The sequence below is a fragment of the Levilinea saccharolytica genome, from assembly GCF_001306035.1.
Classification (GTDB): domain Bacteria; phylum Chloroflexota; class Anaerolineae; order Anaerolineales; family Anaerolineaceae; genus Levilinea; species Levilinea saccharolytica.
Genome location: NZ_LGCM01000064.1, coordinates 38755 through 56605 on the forward strand (window position 1 = coordinate 38755; position 17851 = coordinate 56605).

Annotated in this window: 17 protein-coding genes and 1 pseudogene; 14 read left to right on the top strand and 4 right to left on the bottom strand. The window is 63.0% G+C overall.

Annotation, left to right across the window (positions count from 1 at the left end):
* Nucleotides 1–25: 25 nt before the first annotated feature.
* Genes ADN01_RS17030 through ADN01_RS17045 form a run of 4 tightly spaced genes read right to left on the bottom strand, consistent with a single transcriptional unit; the run spans nucleotide 26 to nucleotide 5440 of the window.
* The gene (locus ADN01_RS17030) at nucleotides 26–2284 is read right to left on the bottom strand and encodes a xanthine dehydrogenase family protein molybdopterin-binding subunit (RefSeq protein ID WP_062419339.1); all 2259 of its coding nucleotides are present in this window, start codon (nucleotides 2282–2284) and stop codon (nucleotides 26–28) included.
* On the bottom strand, nucleotides 2277–2753 hold the full coding sequence (locus ADN01_RS17035) for a (2Fe-2S)-binding protein (protein ID WP_062419338.1): 477 nt from the start codon (nucleotides 2751–2753) through the stop codon (nucleotides 2277–2279). Before ADN01_RS17035 ends, ADN01_RS17030 begins: the two co-directional genes overlap by 8 nt.
* Nucleotides 2750–3631, bottom strand: a complete 882-nt coding sequence (locus tag ADN01_RS17040; protein ID WP_062419337.1) for an FAD binding domain-containing protein — start codon at nucleotides 3629–3631, stop codon at nucleotides 2750–2752. The genes ADN01_RS17035 and ADN01_RS17040 overlap by 4 nt, the downstream gene beginning before the upstream one ends.
* 45 nt (nucleotides 3632–3676) lie before the next feature.
* Nucleotides 3677–5440, bottom strand: a complete 1764-nt coding sequence (locus ADN01_RS17045) for an adenine deaminase (RefSeq protein WP_062419336.1) — start codon at nucleotides 5438–5440, stop codon at nucleotides 3677–3679.
* Between the two features lie 115 nt (nucleotides 5441–5555).
* On the opposite strand from ADN01_RS17045, the gene ADN01_RS17050 reads away from it, so the two are divergent.
* From ADN01_RS17050 to hpt, 14 genes and pseudogenes are all read left to right on the top strand, one after another.
* The gene (locus ADN01_RS17050; protein WP_062419335.1) at nucleotides 5556–6125 is read left to right on the top strand and encodes a hypothetical protein; all 570 of its coding nucleotides are present in this window, start codon (nucleotides 5556–5558) and stop codon (nucleotides 6123–6125) included.
* On the top strand, nucleotides 6109–6885 hold the full coding sequence (locus ADN01_RS17055; protein WP_062419334.1) for a GIDE domain-containing protein: 777 nt from the start codon (nucleotides 6109–6111) through the stop codon (nucleotides 6883–6885). Before ADN01_RS17050 ends, ADN01_RS17055 begins: the two co-directional genes overlap by 17 nt.
* Nucleotides 6886–7057: 172 nt before the next feature.
* On the top strand, nucleotides 7058–8479 hold the full coding sequence (gene hydA / locus ADN01_RS17060; protein WP_062419333.1) for a dihydropyrimidinase: 1422 nt from the start codon (nucleotides 7058–7060) through the stop codon (nucleotides 8477–8479).
* A gap of 6 nt (nucleotides 8480–8485) precedes the next feature.
* Nucleotides 8486–10081, top strand: a complete 1596-nt coding sequence (locus tag ADN01_RS17065; protein WP_062419332.1) for a hypothetical protein — start codon at nucleotides 8486–8488, stop codon at nucleotides 10079–10081.
* Nucleotides 10078–10692: a hypothetical protein gene (locus ADN01_RS17070; protein WP_062419331.1), complete on the top strand. Its 615-nt coding sequence runs from the start codon at nucleotides 10078–10080 to the stop codon at nucleotides 10690–10692. The genes ADN01_RS17065 and ADN01_RS17070 overlap by 4 nt, the downstream gene beginning before the upstream one ends.
* Nucleotides 10689–12086 carry a proton-conducting transporter transmembrane domain-containing protein gene (locus ADN01_RS17075; protein ID WP_062419330.1) on the top strand — a complete coding sequence of 466 codons (1398 nt, stop codon included), beginning with the start codon at nucleotides 10689–10691 and terminating at the stop codon, nucleotides 12084–12086. Before ADN01_RS17070 ends, ADN01_RS17075 begins: the two co-directional genes overlap by 4 nt.
* Before the next feature lie 28 nt (nucleotides 12087–12114).
* On the top strand, nucleotides 12115–13293 hold the full coding sequence (locus ADN01_RS17080) for a coiled-coil domain-containing protein (protein ID WP_062419329.1): 1179 nt from the start codon (nucleotides 12115–12117) through the stop codon (nucleotides 13291–13293).
* A 12-nt stretch (nucleotides 13294–13305) separates the two neighbouring features.
* Nucleotides 13306–15195, top strand: coding sequence for a selenocysteine-specific translation elongation factor (selB, locus tag ADN01_RS17085; RefSeq protein ID WP_062419328.1), 1890 nt, complete (start codon nucleotides 13306–13308; stop codon nucleotides 15193–15195).
* Nucleotides 15196–15330: 135 nt separating this feature from the next.
* Entirely contained in the window at nucleotides 15331–15681 is a 351-nt protein-coding gene (gene rplU, locus ADN01_RS17090; RefSeq protein ID WP_236691032.1) for a 50S ribosomal protein L21, read from the top strand.
* 5 nt (nucleotides 15682–15686) lie between these two features.
* The gene (rpmA, locus tag ADN01_RS17095) at nucleotides 15687–15962 is read left to right on the top strand and encodes a 50S ribosomal protein L27 (RefSeq protein WP_062419326.1); all 276 of its coding nucleotides are present in this window, start codon (nucleotides 15687–15689) and stop codon (nucleotides 15960–15962) included.
* 82 nt (nucleotides 15963–16044) lie between these two features.
* Nucleotides 16045–16251 (top strand): annotated as a pseudogene (gene rpmE / locus ADN01_RS20370) (50S ribosomal protein L31); the annotation flags it as partial.
* Nucleotides 16237–16515 (top strand): DNA-directed RNA polymerase subunit alpha C-terminal domain-containing protein, encoded by a 279-nt coding sequence (locus ADN01_RS20375; RefSeq protein WP_369425833.1) that lies wholly within the window; start codon nucleotides 16237–16239, stop codon nucleotides 16513–16515. The pseudogene rpmE and the gene ADN01_RS20375, both read left to right, overlap by 15 nt.
* Nucleotides 16516–16657: 142 nt before the next feature.
* Complete coding sequence (locus tag ADN01_RS17105) at nucleotides 16658–17245, top strand: thymidine kinase (protein ID WP_062419325.1); 588 nt, start codon at nucleotides 16658–16660, stop codon at nucleotides 17243–17245.
* 30 nt (nucleotides 17246–17275) lie between these two features.
* Nucleotides 17276–17833, top strand: coding sequence for a hypoxanthine phosphoribosyltransferase (gene hpt, locus ADN01_RS17110; protein ID WP_062419324.1), 558 nt, complete (start codon nucleotides 17276–17278; stop codon nucleotides 17831–17833).
* Nucleotides 17834–17851 lie beyond the last annotated feature (18 nt).

Genomic DNA, 17851 nt, shown 5'->3' on the forward strand with positions numbered 1-17851 from the left:
ACCGCTTTGGCGTTCCTTGGGGGATTTAAGCTGGACGGATCAGCATCTCAGGGCGGATGGGGGCGGCATGGACGCGCACACCCGTGGCGGCAAACACGGCATTGGCCACGGCGGCGGCGGTGGGCGCGGTGACAGCTTCGCCGATGCCCTTGGCGCCGTAGGGGCCGCTGCTTTCCGGCTGTTCCAGCAGGATGATCTTGACCTCGCCGGGGATATCCATCGCCGTGGGCAGCACATATTCAGCCAGCCCGTCCACCCACTGCCCGTTGGCTTTCAGGATCATATCTTCCGACAGGGCAAAGCCCATGCCCATCGCCAGCCCGCCTTCCACCTGACCTTCCAGCGCGGCGCGGTTGATCACGCGGCCCACGTCGTGGACGGCGGTGGCGTGGGTGACTTCTACGCTGCCCAGCTCACTGTCCACCTCCACGCGCATGACCTGCGCGCCCAGGCAGAAGAGCACGTGCGGCATGCCGATTCCCAGGTCGGTGGGGATTTCGGGGCCGTAAGGGAAGGAGAAGGTGGCTGTGCTGTGCAGGGCGCGGCCTTCTTCGGCCAGGCGGCTGGTGATTTCAGCGGCGGGGATGGGGGGCAGGTGGGGCTGATCCAACCGCAGCAGTTGGCCGCCGCGGTATTCCAGCTGATCGGGCTGCACGCCCAACAGGCGGGCTCCTTCCTCTTTCAGCATGTCGATCAGGCGCACGGCGGCCAGCATGGAGGAATTGCCCACCATGTAAGTCATGCGCGAGGCGCAGGTGACGCCGCCGTCTGGGGAGAGGAGGGTGTTGATGGGGGCCACCTCCACCTGGGACAGGTCTACGCCCAGCGCCTCGGCGGTGATCTGGGCGGCGGCGATGTTTAACCCCTGCCCCAGGTCGGGCGCGCCGATGCGCAGCAGCACCTGACCGTCTGGCTGCCATTCCAGGCGGTTGGTGCTGTCATCCGGCACGCCCCAGCCCAGGCCCATGGTTTGCAGGGCCATCGCCATGCCGACCCCCGCTTTTTTGCCAGGGGAGGCGGGCAGGGCTTTCAGACGCGCCACCTCCTGCGCGGCGGTTTCCAGAGCCAGGCTGGTGCTTTCGGCCTGGTTGACGCGCACGCGGGTGAAGTTGAAGTCACCAGGGCGCCAGATGTTGCGGCGGCGCACCTCCAGCGGGTCGAGACCCAGGCGGTGGGCCAGCGTGTCCACCAGGCTTTCGATGGCGAAATTGGCCTGGGGCGCGCCAAAGCCGCGCATGGCCCCGGCGATAGGGGCGTTGGTGTAAACCACAAAGGTCTCAGAGCGCACGTGGGGAATGCGGTACGGCCCGGCGGCCACTTCGGTGAGCAGTTGGCCCACGGCCGGCCCGTAGGAAGCGTAAGCGCCGGTATCCAGGTGGGTGGTGATCTCTACGGCGGTGATGGTGCCGTCTTGTTTGGCTCCCAGGCGGTAATGCAGCTGCCCGGAGTGTCGCTTGGGGTGAGCCAGCATGGATTCTTCGCGCGAATTGACCAGGCGCACCGCCCCGCGGGTGCAGTAGGCGGCCAGCCCGGCCAGCACGGGCATGTTGGCGTCTTCCTTACCGCCAAAGGCGCCGCCAATGGCGGCCACGCACACCTGCACCTGCTCTTCGGGCAGATTCACAGCGGCGGCGATATGGTGGCGGTCGTGGAAGGGCTTCTGCGAAGAAACCCACACGGTGAGCGTGCCGTTGGGGTTGAGCACGGCCTGTGAGGCTTCGGTCTCCAGATAAGCGGGGTACACGCGCGGGACGTGGAAGGTCTCTTCCAGGATGAGATCGGCCTGGGCTAACCCCTGGGCGGTGTCGCCGTGGCAGACGGTGAAATGGCTGAGGACGTTGCCGTTCTCGTGAACCTGGGGCGCATCCGGCTGGGCGGCGGCGAAGGGATCAATCACCGCTGGCAGCGGTTCGTAGGTGACCTGAACGCGTTTGTGGGCTTCATCGGCAGCCTGGCGGGTTTTGGCCACCACGATCGCCACCGGCTCGCCCATGAAGCGCACCTTGTCGCTGGCCAATACAGGCCGATCGGGCAGCAGATCGCCGTAGATTTTGGCGCCAGGGATATCGGCGTGGGTGAGCACGGCGATGACGCCGGGGACGGCCAGGGCCTCGGCGGTTTCAATGCGCAGGATGCGGGCGTGCAGGTGGGGGCTGCGCACAATGCGCCCGTGGGTCAGGTTGGGCAGGTCGGTGTCGGCCACGTACTGCGCCTGTCCGGTGACTTTCTCCAGGGCGTCGCGGCGCGGGTAAGATTTTCCCAGGTGCAGAGGGGTATCAGTCATGGCGCAGCTCCTCGGCGGCCATCTGCACCGCCTGGATGATCTTGGTGTAGCCGGTGCAGCGGCAGATGTTGCCCGCCAGCGCCTGACGGATATCTTCTTCCTGCGGCTGGGGGTTGTGGTCCAGCAGAGCTTTGGAGGCCATGACCATACCGGGGATGCAGAAACCGCACTGCACCGCGCCTGCATCCACGAAGGCTTGTTGGATGGGGTGCAGCTGGCCGGATTTGGACAGCCCTTCGATGGTCTCCACTGTGCAGCCGTCGGCCTGGCCCGCCAACACCAGACAGGCATTGACGGCGGCCCCGTTCATCAGCACGGTGCAGGCCCCACATTCGCCGGATTCGCAGCCGTTTTTGGCACCGGTGAGGCCTAAATCTTCGCGCAGGATGTCCAGCAGGGTGCGGTTGGGCAGGGTGATGAGGGTGTGCGTGGTTTCGTTAACCGTGAGGGTGATTTCGATGGGTTTCATACGGTCCTCGCTTGGGCGGCTTCCTGGGCCTGGCTGAGGGCAGCCTGCAGGGCGCGCACCGCCAAAACGCCCGCGGCGCGGCGGCGGTAGGCGCGGCTGGCGCGCACATCATCAATGGGGCTGATTTCGACGGCGATCTGTTGGGCCGCAGACTGCCACAGTTCGGCGGAAGGAAGTTGACCGTGGAGCAGGTTCTCGGTCTGAGGGCAGCGGATGACGGTGGGGGCTGAGGCGCCCACAGCCACCCGCACCTGCTCCAGACGGCCTTCGGGGCTGAGGCGCACAGCGGCGGCGGCGCTGACGATGGCGATGGTCATGCCGCGGCGCGGGCCGATTTTGAGAAAGGCGCTGCCCAGGTCTTCGGCGGGCAGCTCAAAGCGCACGGATTGGATGAACTCACCGCGCTGCAGGGCGGTTTGACCGGGGCCGAGCAGGAATTGCGCCAGGGGCAAGCTGCGCGAGCCTTTAGCGCTGGTGAGGGTGACCTCGGCGTTGTAGATCATCAAGGGGGGGACGGCATCCGCGGCGGGTGAGGCATTGGCCAGGTTGCCGCCCAGCGTGGCGCGCTGGCGGGTCATGGGCGCGCCCACCCACTGCGCGGCCTGGGTGAGTGCCGGGGCGGCGGCGCGCAGGGTGGGGTGGGCCTGAATGGCGGCGAAGGTGGTCAGCGCGCCAATTTCCACCTGGGTGTTGTGGATGCGGATGCCTTCCAGCTCGCTGACTCGGCTGATATCCACCAGCAGTGCGGGCTGCAGGCGGCCGGTGTGCATTTGGGGAAGAACATCCGTGCCGCCCGCGACGATTTTGGCATGGGGCTGCTGCAGCGCCTGACAAAGCTCGTCCAGGTGAGCGGGCCGGAGGTAGTTAAAGGTTTGCATGGCTGCTCCCGATGTGAGGGTAGGGCGGGCCTGGGCCGTGAGGGGCTAATCCAAACCCAGCAGGGGGCTGATGAGGGCGTGCTGGTGAACATCCACCAGGCCGCGGTCGGTGAGGCCCAGTTCGGGGACGGTGGGCAGCGAGATGAAGGCCAGGGTCATGAAGGGGGCCGGCAGGACGCAGCCCAGGGAATGGGCGGCGGCGTTGAGGGCTTCCAGCACGCGGATGACTTCCAGGGGCGGCGCTTCGCTGATCAGTCCGCCAAAGGGCAGGGGCAGTTGGGCGATCACCTGATCCCCCAGGGCGGCCACCAAGCCGCCCTGCATCTCCTGGGTGGCGCGGGCGCAAGTGGCCATGGAGAGGTCGTCCGCCCCGGCGATGACCAGGTTGTGATGGTCGTGGGACACGGTGGAAGAGATGGCGCCGCGTTTCAGGCCGAAACCGCGCACAAAAGTGGTGCCGATGTTGCCGTTTTTGCCGTAGCGTTCCACCACCGAGAGCTTGACCACATCCGCCTGGGGATCGGTCTGCACGGCGCCGTCCACTACCGGCAGCAGGGCTTCTCCGGCGCGGTTGATGATCTGATCGCCGGTAATTTCGATGACCCGCGCGCGAACCGCTGCGCCCTGGGCCGCCAGGCGGTAATGCTCGGCCTGCAGCCCGCGGGTGATCTTCACGGTGTGGTGCAGCCAATCGGGGTAGGCGGGGGCGGGGGTAGGGATGATCATCTTGCCGTTCTGGGCCACGCGCCGCCCTTTGAAGAAGACCTCTTCGGGGGCAATGCGCTCCAGGCTGGAGATGAGGAGGATATCGGCCCAGCGGCCGGGGGCCAGGGAACCCAGCTCGTGATCCAGCCGGAAATGTTGGGCGGCGTTGAGGGTGGCCATCTGAATGGCACGCACGGGGGGCATGCCCAGGGCGATGGCCTGTTCGACCATGTAGTTGATATGGCCTTCGTGCAGGATTTCGTTGGGGTGCTTGTCGTCGGTGCACATCATCCAATGGCGCGTGTCGGCGTTTTCACGCAGCAGCCCCCCCACCAATTCTTTCAGGTTGCGCTCGGTGGAACCCTCGCGGATGAGAACGGACAGCCCCAGGGCCACGCGCTGTTTGGCCTCGGCGTAATCCACACATTCGTGGTCGTCGGCCAGACCGCCGCAGGCATAGGCGGTGAGGGCTTCGGGCGAAAGGCCGGCGGCATGCCCATTGGCAATTTTCCCCAGGGCGTGAGCGGCGGTGACTTTGGCGAAGTATTCTTCGCGCAGGCCGAGGATTTTGGAAGGGTCCAGTTCGCCCAGGCTGATGCTTTGCGGCCAGGCGAGGACTTCTTGCACTTCGGCCAGGCCCAGTTCGCCGCCGGTGGTTTCCAGGCCGGGGGCGGTGGGCACGCGCGAGCAAACCTCTAAAAATACATGGTAGGGAAGCTGGTCACTTCCGGCGAAGAAGGCTTTCAGGCCCTCGATGCCCGCCACGTTGGAAATTTCCATCGGGTCGGCAAACACGGCGGTCGTGCCGTGGGGGACCATAAATTCAGCCAATCCCGCTGGGGTCAGGAGGGTGGAATCAATGTGCACATGCGTGTCAATCAATCCTGGCAGCGCAAAACGCCCCTGCCCATCCCAAATGGATTCGGCGGGGGCGTCTTTGGGGGCCTGGCAGGTGACGATGCGGCCGTGTTTGATGCCAATATTGCCCGGCTCCACCAGGCCGCTGTACACGTTCACCACCTGTACGTTAAGAATCAGGGCGTCGAAGGCTATGCGGCCTAATGCTGCCTGCACCAGGTCCATGCGTACACCGGTAAGGTCCATGCGGTTCTCCTTGTTTTTAAGAGTGGATATTTTTATTATACAACGAGCAGAAAGTGGTAAACTAATTTCAGGCAGGTCAAACCGGATTCTTCCTTTCGAGAGAAAGGCGGCCAGTGTGAGCTATTCCCCCCCTACTTCAGCGATCATCCTGGTGGCGGTGGTGCCCTCGCCGCGCGACCTTGAGATTGCGCGGGTGTTGGGCTGGTACCGCATTCCCCTGCGCTCCGCTCCCAAGGTGGTGGACGTGGATTACCTGGCCTTTTACCAGACGGGCGCGTTTGGCGAGGCGGAACGCTGGAAGATTCACTGGTGCGCAGAGGTGCGCGGGCACGAGCTGACCACCCGTGCGGACTTGTTCCGCAGTGAGCCGCAGCATCCGCGCGCGCGTGAGGAATATTATAAATTGCAGCTCGGCCCGCTGCAGGCCTTACCCGCGCCCATCGCGGCCGGGCGGTGGCGGCGCATCACATTTTTATATACCACGGGCGAGCTGATGGCGCAGGCCCAGGAGATTCGCGATCTGGTGGTGCGTTCAGAGGAGCGCGATGTGTTGTGGCGGGCGCTGCGCGAGCGGGCGCTGAGCGCCAGCCGCTACCGCGCTGAGGATTTGCCAGAGATCCCTATAGAACCGGCTTTATTAGCCATGTTGGGGGGCTGGGGAGGTGTGGATGGAAGCACAAAATAACTGGGTGACGCTGATTGCGGCGGCGGCCTGTTTGGGTTCGTTGGGCGTGATGGTATTGGCGTTTGACGCGCTGTTGACTTTTGTGGGGTGGAAGCAGAAAAAGACGGAAGGCACGTTAAAAGAAGCCCAATCGCTGAGCGTGGCGCAGCTGCGGCCGACGAAATCATTGGTGTGCCTGCGCGGGCAGATTATGCGTGTAGGCGAATTGCTGGATGTGCATGCTGCCCAACCGCTGGCCCTGATCCGCATGCGGGTAGAAGTGTACGAATACGACCCCATTGACGAGCAGAACAACTGGCGTCCCTGGGGCGATAAGATCAAAACCACCCCTTTCCTGTTGGCCGACCCCAGCGGGGAGGTATGGGTGGACCCGGCCGGAGCGGATAAGACGCGCTTTTTGGGGCCGGGCAGCGAGCCCACCCCAGAGCAAATCAGCGACGCCAGCCGGATTTTGGATCTGCCGCTGGAGGGCTTGGGGCGAAAACGGGCGCGCTACCAGCTTTGGGAGCTGCGCCAGGGTGACACGGTGACGGTGTACGGCGCGGTGCGCGGCACGGGCGCGGGGGTGCAGGTGGAAAAACCGCCCCAGGGGCCGTTGGTGATCACTGGGTTAGATCGGGCGGCCCTGGAGCGTTCGCAGGCCAAGCGCACCAAGCTGAGCATGGGGCTGGCCATTGGGTTGGGCGTTTTGGGGGTGCTGCTGCTGTGCTGCGCAGGGGGCAGCGTGGTGGTGGGCCTGCTGCGCATGTCGGGCGGTTAGGCCCGCCGCGTGAGAACTCCGCGCCCGGGGCGGGCGCGGCCTGAAAAAATTCCCCTAGGGGCGGGCATAAACTGGTAGAATTAATGCGAACGGCCAAACCGCGCGCGGTTTTGGCGCGTGAAAACTGGTAGATGGGTATGAGCGCATTTTTTGACCTGGAGGAGGTGTTCACATGGCTTTGCTGATCCGTTCGGGGACGTTGGTGACCGCGGCAGAGACTTTTCAGGCGGATATCCTGGTGGAGGGCGGTAAGATCGCCCAAATTGGCCCGCATTTGACCGCCCCCGCCGACGCCGAGGTGGTGGACGCCAGCGGCATGCTGGTTTTGCCCGGTGGGGTGGATGCGCATGTGCATTTGGACCTGCCCATGTTTGGCACGGTTTCTTCAGACGACCACTACACCGGCATGAAGGCCGCGGCTTTTGGCGGAACCACCACGGTGATTGACTTCATCTCGCAGGACCGCAGCCCGCTGCTGGCGAATGTGGCCGCGCTGAAGGCCAAGGCCGAAGCCAAGGCGGCGGTGGATTACAGCTTTCATATGAACATCACCCGCCTGGATGCGCAGGTGGAAGCCGAGATCCCAAGCCTGGTGGAGGAAGGCATTACCAGCATTAAGGTGTTCACGGCTTACAACCAACGGCTGCGCTTGCAGGACGGCGAAATTTTCCGGGTGATGCGTATCGCCGGGCAGCACGGTATTCTCACCATGCTGCACGCCGAAAATGGGGATGTGATTGATATTTTGGTGGCCGAGGCGCTTGCGGCCGGCCACACGGCGCCCGAATGGCACGCGCATACCCGCCCGGCCTGGGGCGCGGTGGAGGCAGTGCTGCGCGGGGCGGCTTTGGCTACCCAGGCGCAGGCGCCTCTGTACGTGGTGCACATGAACGTGGCGGGTGAGGTGGATCAGCTGGAATATGCCCGCCAGAGCGGCCTGCCGGTGATGGGCGAGACCTGCCCGCAGTACCTGTTCTTTAACGAGAGCCATTTGAGCCGCCCAGACGGGGCCAAATGGATCTGTTCGCCGCCCATGCGCCTGGCGGAAGACAACGAAAGGCTGTGGGAAGGGCTGGAGAACCGCATTTTGCAGGTGGTGGCTACGGATCACTGCCCCTTCTTCTACGACGGTTCGCGTCCGATCCAATATGAAGGCCAGCCGGTGGCCATTCCTGGTAAGGAACTGGGCGCGGGTGATTTCACCAAGATCCCCAACGGCTTGCCCGGCGTGGGCGACCGCATGCCGGTGATGTGGACAGCCGGGGTGGGCAGCGGCCGTCTGACCCCCAACGAGTTTGTGGCCCTGACCTGCACCAACCCGGCCAAGATCTTTGGTATGTACCCGCAAAAGGGCACGCTGATGCCGGGCGCAGACGCGGATATTGCCCTGTGGGACCCGCAGCGCAAGGTGCGCTATGGGGTGGCGATGGCCCACCACCGCACAGATTACAACCTGTATGAGGGCTGGGAACTGACTGGTTACCCGGTGAAGGTTTTCCTGCGCGGCCAGCTGATTGTGGATGAGGGCCGTTGGAACGGTCAGCCCGGCATGGGCCGCTTTGTCCGCCGCCAGCCTTTCGCGGGGATGATGTAGGCTTCTATGCTCAGTCTGCTGCCGGTTTTCCTGCTGCTCCTGGCTGCTGGGGTGGTGCTGACGCTGCGCTTGCGGGGCGTGAATACCGGCGTGTGTTGGTTGGTATCGGTGGGGGCAGCCTTGTTGGTTTGGGGGCTGACTCTTTCGCTGCACTGGTGGTCTCCGGCGCCGCTGCTAATTGAAAACTGGCTGCCGGGAGGGATGAGCGCCGGCAGTATGCGCTTTGAATGGAGCCGCTCCGGCTGGGTATTTGCCTTCAGTTTGAGCAGTCTGCTGCTGGCCACGCTGTTCACGGCTTCGGTGCGTTTGCTGCCCGTCAGTCCTGTCATTTGGGCTGGGATGACGGCTGTGATTAGCGTGGGCATGTTGGCGGTGCTGTCGGCCAGTCCGATGGCGCTGATTTTGGGTTGGACGCTGCTGGACGCCCTGGAATTGGGCATTCTCCTGGCCAATCTTCGCGGCGGGCGGCAGACGGTGGGCGAGACCACGGCTTTCAGCGTACGCGTGTTCGGCACGCTGCTGGTGGCCGTGGCGGTGGTGATTGCCCAGGCGCAGGGACAGCCTTTCACCTTTGAACAGGCCAGCACGCCGGTGGCGATTCTGCTGTTGTTGGCAGCTGGGCTGCGCCTGGGGGTGATCCCGCTGCATTTGCCTTACACAGACGCCCCGCTGCGGCGCGGTATTGGCACGGTGCTGCGCCTGACGATTTCGGCCGCCAGTCTTGCGGTGTTAGCCAAGGTGGCGGCGGTGACGATTCCCGCAGAGGCAAAAGGCTGGCTGTTGGCTTTTTTGGCCATCGCGGCGGTGTACGGCGCGGGCCGTTGGTTCGCTGCTCAGGATGAACTGGCTGGACGGCCCTACTTTTTGGCGGTCTTGGGCAGCCTGGCGGTGGCGGGGGCAGTGAACGGCGACCCGCAGGCGGCGCTGGTGTGGGGATCGCTGCTGGTTACTGCGGGCGGGCTGCTGTTCCTGTTCTCCATCCGCACGGTGGGGATGCGCCTGTTTCCGGGGTTGGCGCTGCTGGCCCTGAGCGGCCTGCCCTTTACCCCGGCGGCCCCGGCCTGGGCGGGCCTGGCGGGCACCACCTGGGATGTGGTGGATTATATTTTCATCGCCACCTATGCGGTGCTGCTGGCGGGGTACGCGCGCCACAGCTTGAGATCAGAAAACGGCTTTGCCGGGCAGGAACGCTGGGTGTGGGTGACCTACCCGGTGGGGATTGCCCTGTTGACCGGCGCGGTGTACGCGGCCCTGTATCTGGGGCTGGATTCCCCGTGGGTGCTGGGCGCGTGGTGGATCAGCGCTTCTTGCGCGGTGCTGGCGGTTGTGCTGCTTCTGGCCGATTGGCGGCTGCGCCACAGCCGCCCGGAGACGGTGGATCGTATGCGCTGGGCGGCGGTGGTGGTGGGGCGAGTGGGCAGTTTTTTTTCGGCGCTGCTCAGTCTAAACTGGCTGTACCGCCTGGGAATGGGCCTTTTTGGCTGGGTTCAGCGCCTGGTGCGCTTTTTTACAGTCATTTTGGAAGGGGACGGCGGCGTGCTGTGGACCTTGGTGCTGCTGGCGCTGCTGGCTTCACTGGTGCGGGCGGGAGGGGGAGGATGATCTTCTCTCAGACCGCTGGACTGGCGCTGATTGTGATTCTGGCGGCTTCGCTGATTGTGCTGGTCAGCGAACGCTGGTATTGGTCGTTGGGCGCTTTGGCCTTGCAGTATGTGGGCGTCTTTTGGTTGGTGGCCAACAACTGGCCCTTGGGCCTGTCGCTGGCCAAGCTGGTGGTAGGCTGGATGGCCGTGGCGGTCATCGCGGCCTCGCGCTCGGAAGATGAACTGCGCGAAGAGCGCTTTCCGGGGCGGGCTGGGCAGCTTTTTCGCGGGCTGGCGGCGATTTTGGTTTGGGCGCTGGTCTTTTCCATCTCTCCCCAGGCGCGCGAATGGTTTCCTGTGCAGACCCCGGTGCTGCAAGGGGGGATGCTCCTGGCTGGGATCGGCCTGTTGCACCTGGGCATGACCGCCCGCCCGCAGCGGGTGGTGATGGGCCTGCTGACGGTGATCGCGGGCTTTGAGGTGCTGTATTCTGGGCTGGAACGCTCGGTGTTGGTGGCGGGTTTGCTGGGCGTGGTGAACCTGGGCCTGGCCCTGGCGGGCAGCTATGGGATGCTGTCGGGGCAGTTTGCGGAAACGCCGCTGGATGAAGAGCAGGAGCCAGCCGCATGAGCGCCCCGCTGATTTGGATCGTTTTCCCGGTGGCGGCGGCGCTGGGGTTGTTTTTCATCCGGCGCCGGACGATGCTGACCGCCAGCCTGGCGGCTGGGCTTTGCCTGGGGCTGACCGTGTTGGTGGAGATCATGCCGCCTGGCAGCGTGGTGGATTTGGGGGTTGCCCGTCTGCCCATTGACCCGGTGTTCAGCGTGTTGGGACGCCGCTTCGTGTTGGGCAGCGGCGATCAAGCGGTGATCAGTCTGGTATATGGGTTCGCGGCGGCCTGGTTTGTGGGCTCGGCTGTTTTTGGCAGCCACCGCTACTTTGTACCTTTTGCCCTGGCGATCACGGCCTTGCTGGTGGCGGCGGTGGCGGTGGAACCGTTTATGTACGCGGCCTTGCTGGTGGAAATGGCGGTGCTGATGAGTGTGCCGCTGTTGGCCCCGCCGGGGCAGCCGATGCGCCAGGGTGTTTTGCGCTATTTGATTTTTCAAACCCTGGCGGTGCCCTGTATTCTGGTGGCGGGCTGGGCGGCCAGCGCCATTGAAGCCAACCCGGCGCAAGAGGCGTTTTTGCAGATGGCGGTGGTGCTGCTGGCTCTGGGGTTGTGTTTGTGGCTGGCGGCCTTTCCCTTTTACACCTGGGTGCCGCTGCTGGCGGGTGAGGTGAACCCCCTGGTGAGCGGTTTCATTTTGACTTTGTTCCCGGTGGCCGCGCTGCTGTTGGCTTTGGACTTCTTGAACGCCTTTTCCTGGCTGCGGCTGTACCCGCTGCTGCCGCAGACCCTGCGTACCCTGGGGGTGCTGATGGTGGTGATTGGCGGGGTGTGGGCCGCCTTTGAACAGAACGCTGCGCGCCTGCTGGGGTATGGGGTGGTGTTTGAAAACGGCTTTGCCCTGATCGCCCTCAGCCTGACCAACCAGGGCGGACTGCCGCTGTTGGCGGTGTCTTTCTTGCCGCGCATGGCGGTGATGAGCCTGTGGTCTTTTTCGGTGGGCTTCCTGTGGCAGCAAAGCGGTGATCTGCGCCTGGAGGCGTTGGCGGGGATGCTGCGGCGGGCGCCCTGGCCGTCTTTAGGGCTGCTGGCGGCGGTGTTTTCGCTGGGGGGGCTGCCGCTTTTGGCAGGCTTTCCGGTGCATCAGGCCCTGTTGGAGCGGCTGGGCGGTGTGTCGGTGGGCGCGGCTGTTTGGGCAGCGGCGGGCAGCGCGGCTTTTCTGATTGGCGGGTTCCGTTTGCTGAACGCTCTGGTGAAGGTTTCCCCGCCGGATTCTGCCCCGCTGCGCATGAACTGGCCGCGGCGGGTGTGGGTTGCGGTTGGGATTGTGGTTCTGCTGTTGGTGGGCTGGTTCCCGGGGTGGCTGTCGAACGGTTTGATACAAATATTGCAGGCTTTTGAGCGTCTGCTCTAAGAACTGAAAAAGTGAGGTGTAGAAAACTATGGACCTGGAACAGATCATTAAGCGGTTAGAGTGGCTGGATGACGAGCGCCGCAAAGATAAGCTGACCATCGCCATGCTGGAAGAACGCCTGGCAGGCATGGAAAATCAGCTTCCGGCGCTGAACAAGCAAATTGGCGATCTTGCCAGCGATGTTTCGCGCCTCACCACGGCTATGACCCGTTTTGACCAGATGGACGCGCTTCTGGCGCAAATGCGAGTGGATTCGGCGCGTGCGTTGGAAGCCGCCGAGAAAGCCCGCGCTGAGCGGGAGCGGGAGATGGAAAAGAGCCGCCGGGCCGACCTTGAATCCATGACCAAATCTATTTTGGAGCTGCGCAAGGGGCTGGAAGCTCTGCCGGAGCTGAAAAAGAGCCTGCAGGCCCGCACGGAGGAAGAATTCCGCCTCAGCCGCCAGATTGAAGAGTTGGAACATAAGCTGTATGAATCTTCCCGCCTGGATGATGAAAGCCGGCGGGCGCAGCGCCTGCTGGAAGAATCTCGCAAGCAGGATGCCAAACGTCTGGCGGATTTGCAGGCTGAGGTTTCGGCTTTGCGCAAGCGGTTGGATGAACAGCGCGGCAAGGTGGATTTGGCCGCGGACAGCGTTCAGAAGCTGAACCTGCGCGTGAACGAGATCCAATCTGCCGAAAACGACCGGCGGCAAAATCAGGTGTCTTTTATTGAGAAACAAAATATGCTCCTGGTGGAGCGCGAGCGCACCTGGAAAGACTGGCAGACGCGTTTCGACAGTATCGCCGCGCAGTCGTCCAATTTGGATACGCAGCTGCAGTCCATTGACGCCACCCACCGTTCGGTGAAACGCGCCCAGGAGGCCTTCGACGAGATCACCCAGCGGTTTGAGCGGCGCATTAATGAGATTACCGAAATGCAGCGCCTGACCGAAGAGCGTTTCCGGCAGGATTGGGCCAACTTTAAGGCGGATGATCAGAAGCGCTGGACCAACTACACTTTGTCGCAGGAAGAGCAGGGCCGTGAAGTGACCCGCCAGTTTGAACGCTATCAGACTCGGCTGGTGGCTCTGGAAGATCTGTCGCAAGACACCCGCGACCTGCTGCAGCAGGTGGTGGAAGAAACCCAGAAGCGGCTGCAAATCCTTTTGGGGGCGGTGCGGCAGAGCGCCGAGGAATTTGACCGCAATTTGGGCAACCGGGCATAGGGGCGCGGCGCGATGCGAGTGATTGGTACCGCAGGTCACGTTGATCACGGCAAATCCACCCTGGTGCGGGCGCTGACGGGGATTAACCCCGACCGGCTGAAGGAAGAACAGCGCCGCGAGATGACTATCGAGCTGGGCTTTGCTTGGCTGACTCTGCCCGACGGCGAAGAGGTGGGCGTGGTGGACGTGCCCGGACACCGCGATTTCATTGAAAATATGCTGGCGGGGGTGGGCGGCATTGACGCGGTGATGTTTGTGGTGGCGGCAGATGAGGGCGTGATGCCGCAGACGCGCGAACACCTGGCCATTCTGGATCTACTGCAAGTGCCGGGGGGTGTGGTGGCCCTGACCAAATGCGACATGGCGGACGACCCCGACTGGTTGGAACTGGTGGAGATGGATTTGATGCAGGTGTTGGCCGGAACGGTGCTGGAGGGCGCGCCCATCCTGCGCGTTTCGGCGCGCACAGGCAGCGGGCTGGATGAACTGCGGCAAGCCTTGGCGGTATGCCTGGCCGGGCGCCCCCCGCGGGCCGATTTCGGTCGTCCGCGGCTGCCGGTGGATCGGGTGTTCACCATGCCGGGTTTTGGCACGGTGGTGACAGGCACGCTGCTGGATGGGGCCTTGCAGGTGGGGGACGAGGTGGAAGTGCTTCCGGCGGGTTTGCGCGGGCGGGTGCGCGGGCTGCAAAGCCACAAACGGAAAGTGGAACGTGCTGCGCCGGGCAGTCGGGCGGCGGTGAACGTCAATGGGATTGAGCTGGATCAGGTGCGGCGCGGGGATGTTTTGGCGGCGCCGGGGCGTTACCGCCCCACCGTGCGGCTGGACGCTTCTTTTCGCTTGCTGCCAGACGCCAGCGGCCCTTTGAAACATTCCAGTCAGGTGAAATTTTTTCTGGGGGCGGCCGAGGTGCAGGCGCGAGTGCGCCTGTTGGGCGTAGAAGAGCTGCTGCCGGGGCAGGAAGGCTGGCTGCAATTGGAGCTGAATGCGCCGGTGGTGGCCGTGCGCGGCGACCGCTATATTTTGCGGCGGCCTTCGCCGGGGGAAACCCTGGGCGGCGGGGCGGTGGTGGACGCACACCCCAAGGGCCGCTCGAAGCGCTTTGCCCCGCAGGTGCTGGCGCGCCTGGAGGCTTTGCGTCAGGGGTCGCCGGTGGATTTGCTGCTGGAATCCATGGCGGCGCTGGGGGCGGTGACGCTGCGCGAGGCTGCCAACCGCGCCCGGTTGGAGATGGATACGGCCCAGGAAGCCCTGAAGGAGTTGATGGACGGCGGGCAGGTGGCAGCTTTGGAAGCAGGTGCAGACGGGCTGCTGGCGCCCGTGGGCTGGTGGAACGGGCTGACCCAGCGGGCGCGGGAAGAAGTGGGGCAGTTCCATAAGGCCTCCCCTCTGCGCCGCGGTATGCCGCGTGAGGCCTTGAAAAGCCGCCTGAAGCTGGCTCCGCGTGTGTTTAACAGCGCGGTACGGCGCTGGACGGCGGACGGCAGCCTGGTGGAGGTGAACGAGACCTTGCTGGCCCTGCCCGGCTTTGCGGTGCGCCTGAGCGCGCAGCAGCAGGCCCAGGTGGACGGCTTGCTGCGCCAATTTGCTGAGGCGCCTTTCAGCCCGCCCTCGCTGAAGGAATGTCAGGCGGCGGTGGGCGAGGATGTGTTCAGCACCCTGCTGGAAGACGGCCGTCTCGTGAGCGTTTCGCCGGAGGTGGTGTTTCGGCCGGAGGACGCGGCGCGCATGGAGGCGTGGGTGTATGCCCATTTTGAGCAGCAGCCCCAACTGACCGCGGCGGAGTTCCGCGATGCATTTAACACCAGCCGCAAATACGCCCTGGCCTTTCTGGAATACCTGGATGGGCTGGGCGTCACCGCGCGAGCGGGGGATTACCGCACCCTGCGGCGGCGGCGCTGAGGGCGAAAATTCATCCGTTGACAGAGTCGCATACAGCCTGTATAATTGCCGGTGCTTCGGACCCCAGCGGAGGATGCTGGGGCATTCATCTGTATTTCCAACTTCCCCGTTGTCGGGCGTCGAGGAAGGCGCAAGATGGGCGGTGAAGTGAAGATTGGAGCGAGGACTATGAAGTATGCGATTGTGGAAAGTGGCGGCAAGCAGTTCAAAGCCGTCGAAGGCGGTCTGATTGAAGTCGACCGTCTGCCGGCAGAAGCTGGCGATCAGGTATTGTTGAGCAACGTGCTTTTGCTGGCTGATGATGCCAACGTTGCCGTCGGTACGCCGGTGTTGGAAGGCGTATGTGTGAAAACCACCGTGGTGACCCACACCAAAGGTCCCAAGATTGTGGTCTTCAAGTACAGCCCCAAGAAGCGCATTCGGGTCAAGACTGGCCACCGCCAACAGTACACGCTTCTTAAAGTTGAAACGATTGAAACGGAGTAGCAGTCATGGCGCATAAAAAAGGTGGCGGCTCCAGCCGCAATGGTCGTGATAGTAACGCTCAACGCCTGGGTGTGAAACGCTATGCTGGGCAGGTAGTTCTTTCTGGCAATATCCTGGTCCGGCAGCGCGGGACGCGGATTAAACCCGGTTTGAATGTGGGCGTCGGTAAGGACGATACGTTGTTTGCCACGGCAGACGGCGTGGTTCTGTATGAAACGTTGCCGAATGGCCGTAAGCTGGTCAGCATTGTCCCAGCCGAAGCCCCTGCGGCGGAAGAATAACCAAACGCGATCACTTCTTGCAGCGTTAACCGACTCGCGGTTAACGGATGTAGGAGACTGATTGAAAGGATCGTTGGAAAGAATGAAGAAAGATACGCACCCCACGTATTACCCCGACGCACAGGTGATTTGCTCGTGCGGCAACACCTGGACGACCGGTTCGACCCGCAAAGTCATCAAGACTGAAATCTGCTCCAAGTGCCACCCCTTCTTCACGGGCCAGCAGCAGCGCCTGATTGACATCGAAGGCCAGGTGGACCGCTTCTACCGCCGTTTGCAGGCGCGCCAGAACTACATCGAAGACAAGAAGACCCGCGAAGAATCGCGCGTTTCTCCTGCTCGCCCCATTACCGATTTGGAAATGGGCTCCCGCCCCACCGAAGCGCTGGCCAAGGCCGGCATCACCACCGTGGGTGAGTTCATGGCGAAACTGGCTGAAGGCGAACAGGCTGTGTTGGATATCGCCGGTTTTGGCCGCAAGTCCTTCATTGACATGAAGAAGAAACTGCGCCAGTTGGGCTATGAACTGCCCGGCGGCGAAGAAGCTGCCTAGATTTTCATGTGTGTGTGCACAACCCCGCCCAAAAAGGCGGGGTTGTTTTTTGTTTAAAATTTCCAATTCCTTAAGGTTGTTTTGGTGTGCGCGGGGGCATTCTTAGGGTAGAATGTTTGAAATCTCGATTCCGGGAGGCCTTATGAAGCATTCCACTGGTTCGGTGGAAGTCATTTGCGGGTCCATGTTTTGCGGCAAAACGGAGGAATTGATCCGGCGGCTGCGGCGGGCGGTGATTGCACGGCAGCGCGTTCAGGTATTTAAGCCCGCTTTGGATCAGCGCTACGACGGCGGGGAGAAGGTCACCTCACACGCGGGGATGGCTTTTGACGCGGTTCCGGTGGAACGTGCCCGCCAAATTTTGGATCTCGTGGCGCGCGATACGACCGTGGTGGGCATTGATGAGGCGCAATTCTTAGACGCAGAGATTGTACCCGTCTGCCGTATTTTGGCGGCGCGCGATATTCGCGTGATTGTGGCGGGTTTGGATACGGATTTTCGGGGTGAACCCTTTGGCAGTATGCCGGTGCTGCTCTCGATTGCGGAGCGCGTGGATAAACTCCAGGCCATCTGCATGGTGTGCGGCGAACCGGCCACACGCACGCAGCGCCTGGTGAACGGGCAGCCTGCCCGCTACGATGACCCGATTGTGATCGTAGGCGCGGCTGAAATGTACGAGGCGCGCTGCCGTCTGCATCATGTCGTCCCGGGACGCGAAGATCATTTATAGACCCCCATTGTTGAAGGAGCAAAGGACTGAATGGAAGACTTTCACACTTTTTTGAAAGAGGTCCTGATTTCAGAAGACGAACTGCAAACACGTATTGCAGAACTGGGGGCAGAGATCAGCCGCGATTACGCGGACAGCGCGCCGGTGCTCATCTGCATTCTGCGCGGCGGGGTGATGTTCTTGACCGATTTGATGCGCCGCATCACCATCCCGCATGCGATTGAGTTCATGGCGGTTTCATCCTATGGGGTGGGGCAGCGCGAATCCACCGGGCATGTGCGCATCAATCTGGATTTGAACATCAATATCCAGGACCGCGACGTGATTTTGGTGGAAGACATCATTGACAGCGGTCGGACTCTGGCCTCGGTGCTGGAGCTGCTTTCGGCGCGCAAACCCAACAGCCTGACGGTCTGCACCCTGCTGGACAAGGCTGAGCGGCGCGAGGTGTACGTGCCCATCCGCTACTGCGGCTTCACCATCCCCGACCGGTTTGTGTTTGGCTACGGATTGGATCTGGACGATTTGTACCGCAATTTGCCCTTTATCGGTGTGGTGGATCTGGACAAATATCACCCCGCCGCGTAAGTAAAGCGCAGGCCCCTG

What these genes read in the sequence shown, in the direction of transcription:
- ADN01_RS17070 (WP_062419331.1), top strand. Translation starts at nt 10,078, where the DNA reads ATGATCTTCTCTCAGACCGCTGGACTGGCGCTGATTGTGATTCTGGCG.
- rpmA (WP_062419326.1), top strand. Translation starts at nt 15,687, where the DNA reads ATGGCGCATAAAAAAGGTGGCGGCTCCAGCCGCAATGGTCGTGATAGT.
- ADN01_RS17040 (WP_062419337.1), bottom strand. Translation starts at nt 3,631, where the DNA reads ATGCAAACCTTTAACTACCTCCGGCCCGCTCACCTGGACGAGCTTTGT.
- selB (WP_062419328.1), top strand. Translation starts at nt 13,306, where the DNA reads ATGCGAGTGATTGGTACCGCAGGTCACGTTGATCACGGCAAATCCACC.
- ADN01_RS17065 (WP_062419332.1), top strand. Translation starts at nt 8,486, where the DNA reads ATGCTCAGTCTGCTGCCGGTTTTCCTGCTGCTCCTGGCTGCTGGGGTG.
- hydA (WP_062419333.1), top strand. Translation starts at nt 7,058, where the DNA reads ATGGCTTTGCTGATCCGTTCGGGGACGTTGGTGACCGCGGCAGAGACT.
- hpt (WP_062419324.1), top strand. Translation starts at nt 17,276, where the DNA reads ATGGAAGACTTTCACACTTTTTTGAAAGAGGTCCTGATTTCAGAAGAC.
- ADN01_RS17105 (WP_062419325.1), top strand. Translation starts at nt 16,658, where the DNA reads ATGAAGCATTCCACTGGTTCGGTGGAAGTCATTTGCGGGTCCATGTTT.
- ADN01_RS17075 (WP_062419330.1), top strand. Translation starts at nt 10,689, where the DNA reads ATGAGCGCCCCGCTGATTTGGATCGTTTTCCCGGTGGCGGCGGCGCTG.
- ADN01_RS17035 (WP_062419338.1), bottom strand. Translation starts at nt 2,753, where the DNA reads ATGAAACCCATCGAAATCACCCTCACGGTTAACGAAACCACGCACACC.
- ADN01_RS17080 (WP_062419329.1), top strand. Translation starts at nt 12,115, where the DNA reads ATGGACCTGGAACAGATCATTAAGCGGTTAGAGTGGCTGGATGACGAG.
- rplU (WP_236691032.1), top strand. Translation starts at nt 15,331, where the DNA reads ATGGGCGGTGAAGTGAAGATTGGAGCGAGGACTATGAAGTATGCGATT.
- ADN01_RS17055 (WP_062419334.1), top strand. Translation starts at nt 6,109, where the DNA reads ATGGAAGCACAAAATAACTGGGTGACGCTGATTGCGGCGGCGGCCTGT.
- ADN01_RS17030 (WP_062419339.1), bottom strand. Translation starts at nt 2,284, where the DNA reads ATGACTGATACCCCTCTGCACCTGGGAAAATCTTACCCGCGCCGCGAC.
- ADN01_RS17045 (WP_062419336.1), bottom strand. Translation starts at nt 5,440, where the DNA reads ATGGACCTTACCGGTGTACGCATGGACCTGGTGCAGGCAGCATTAGGC.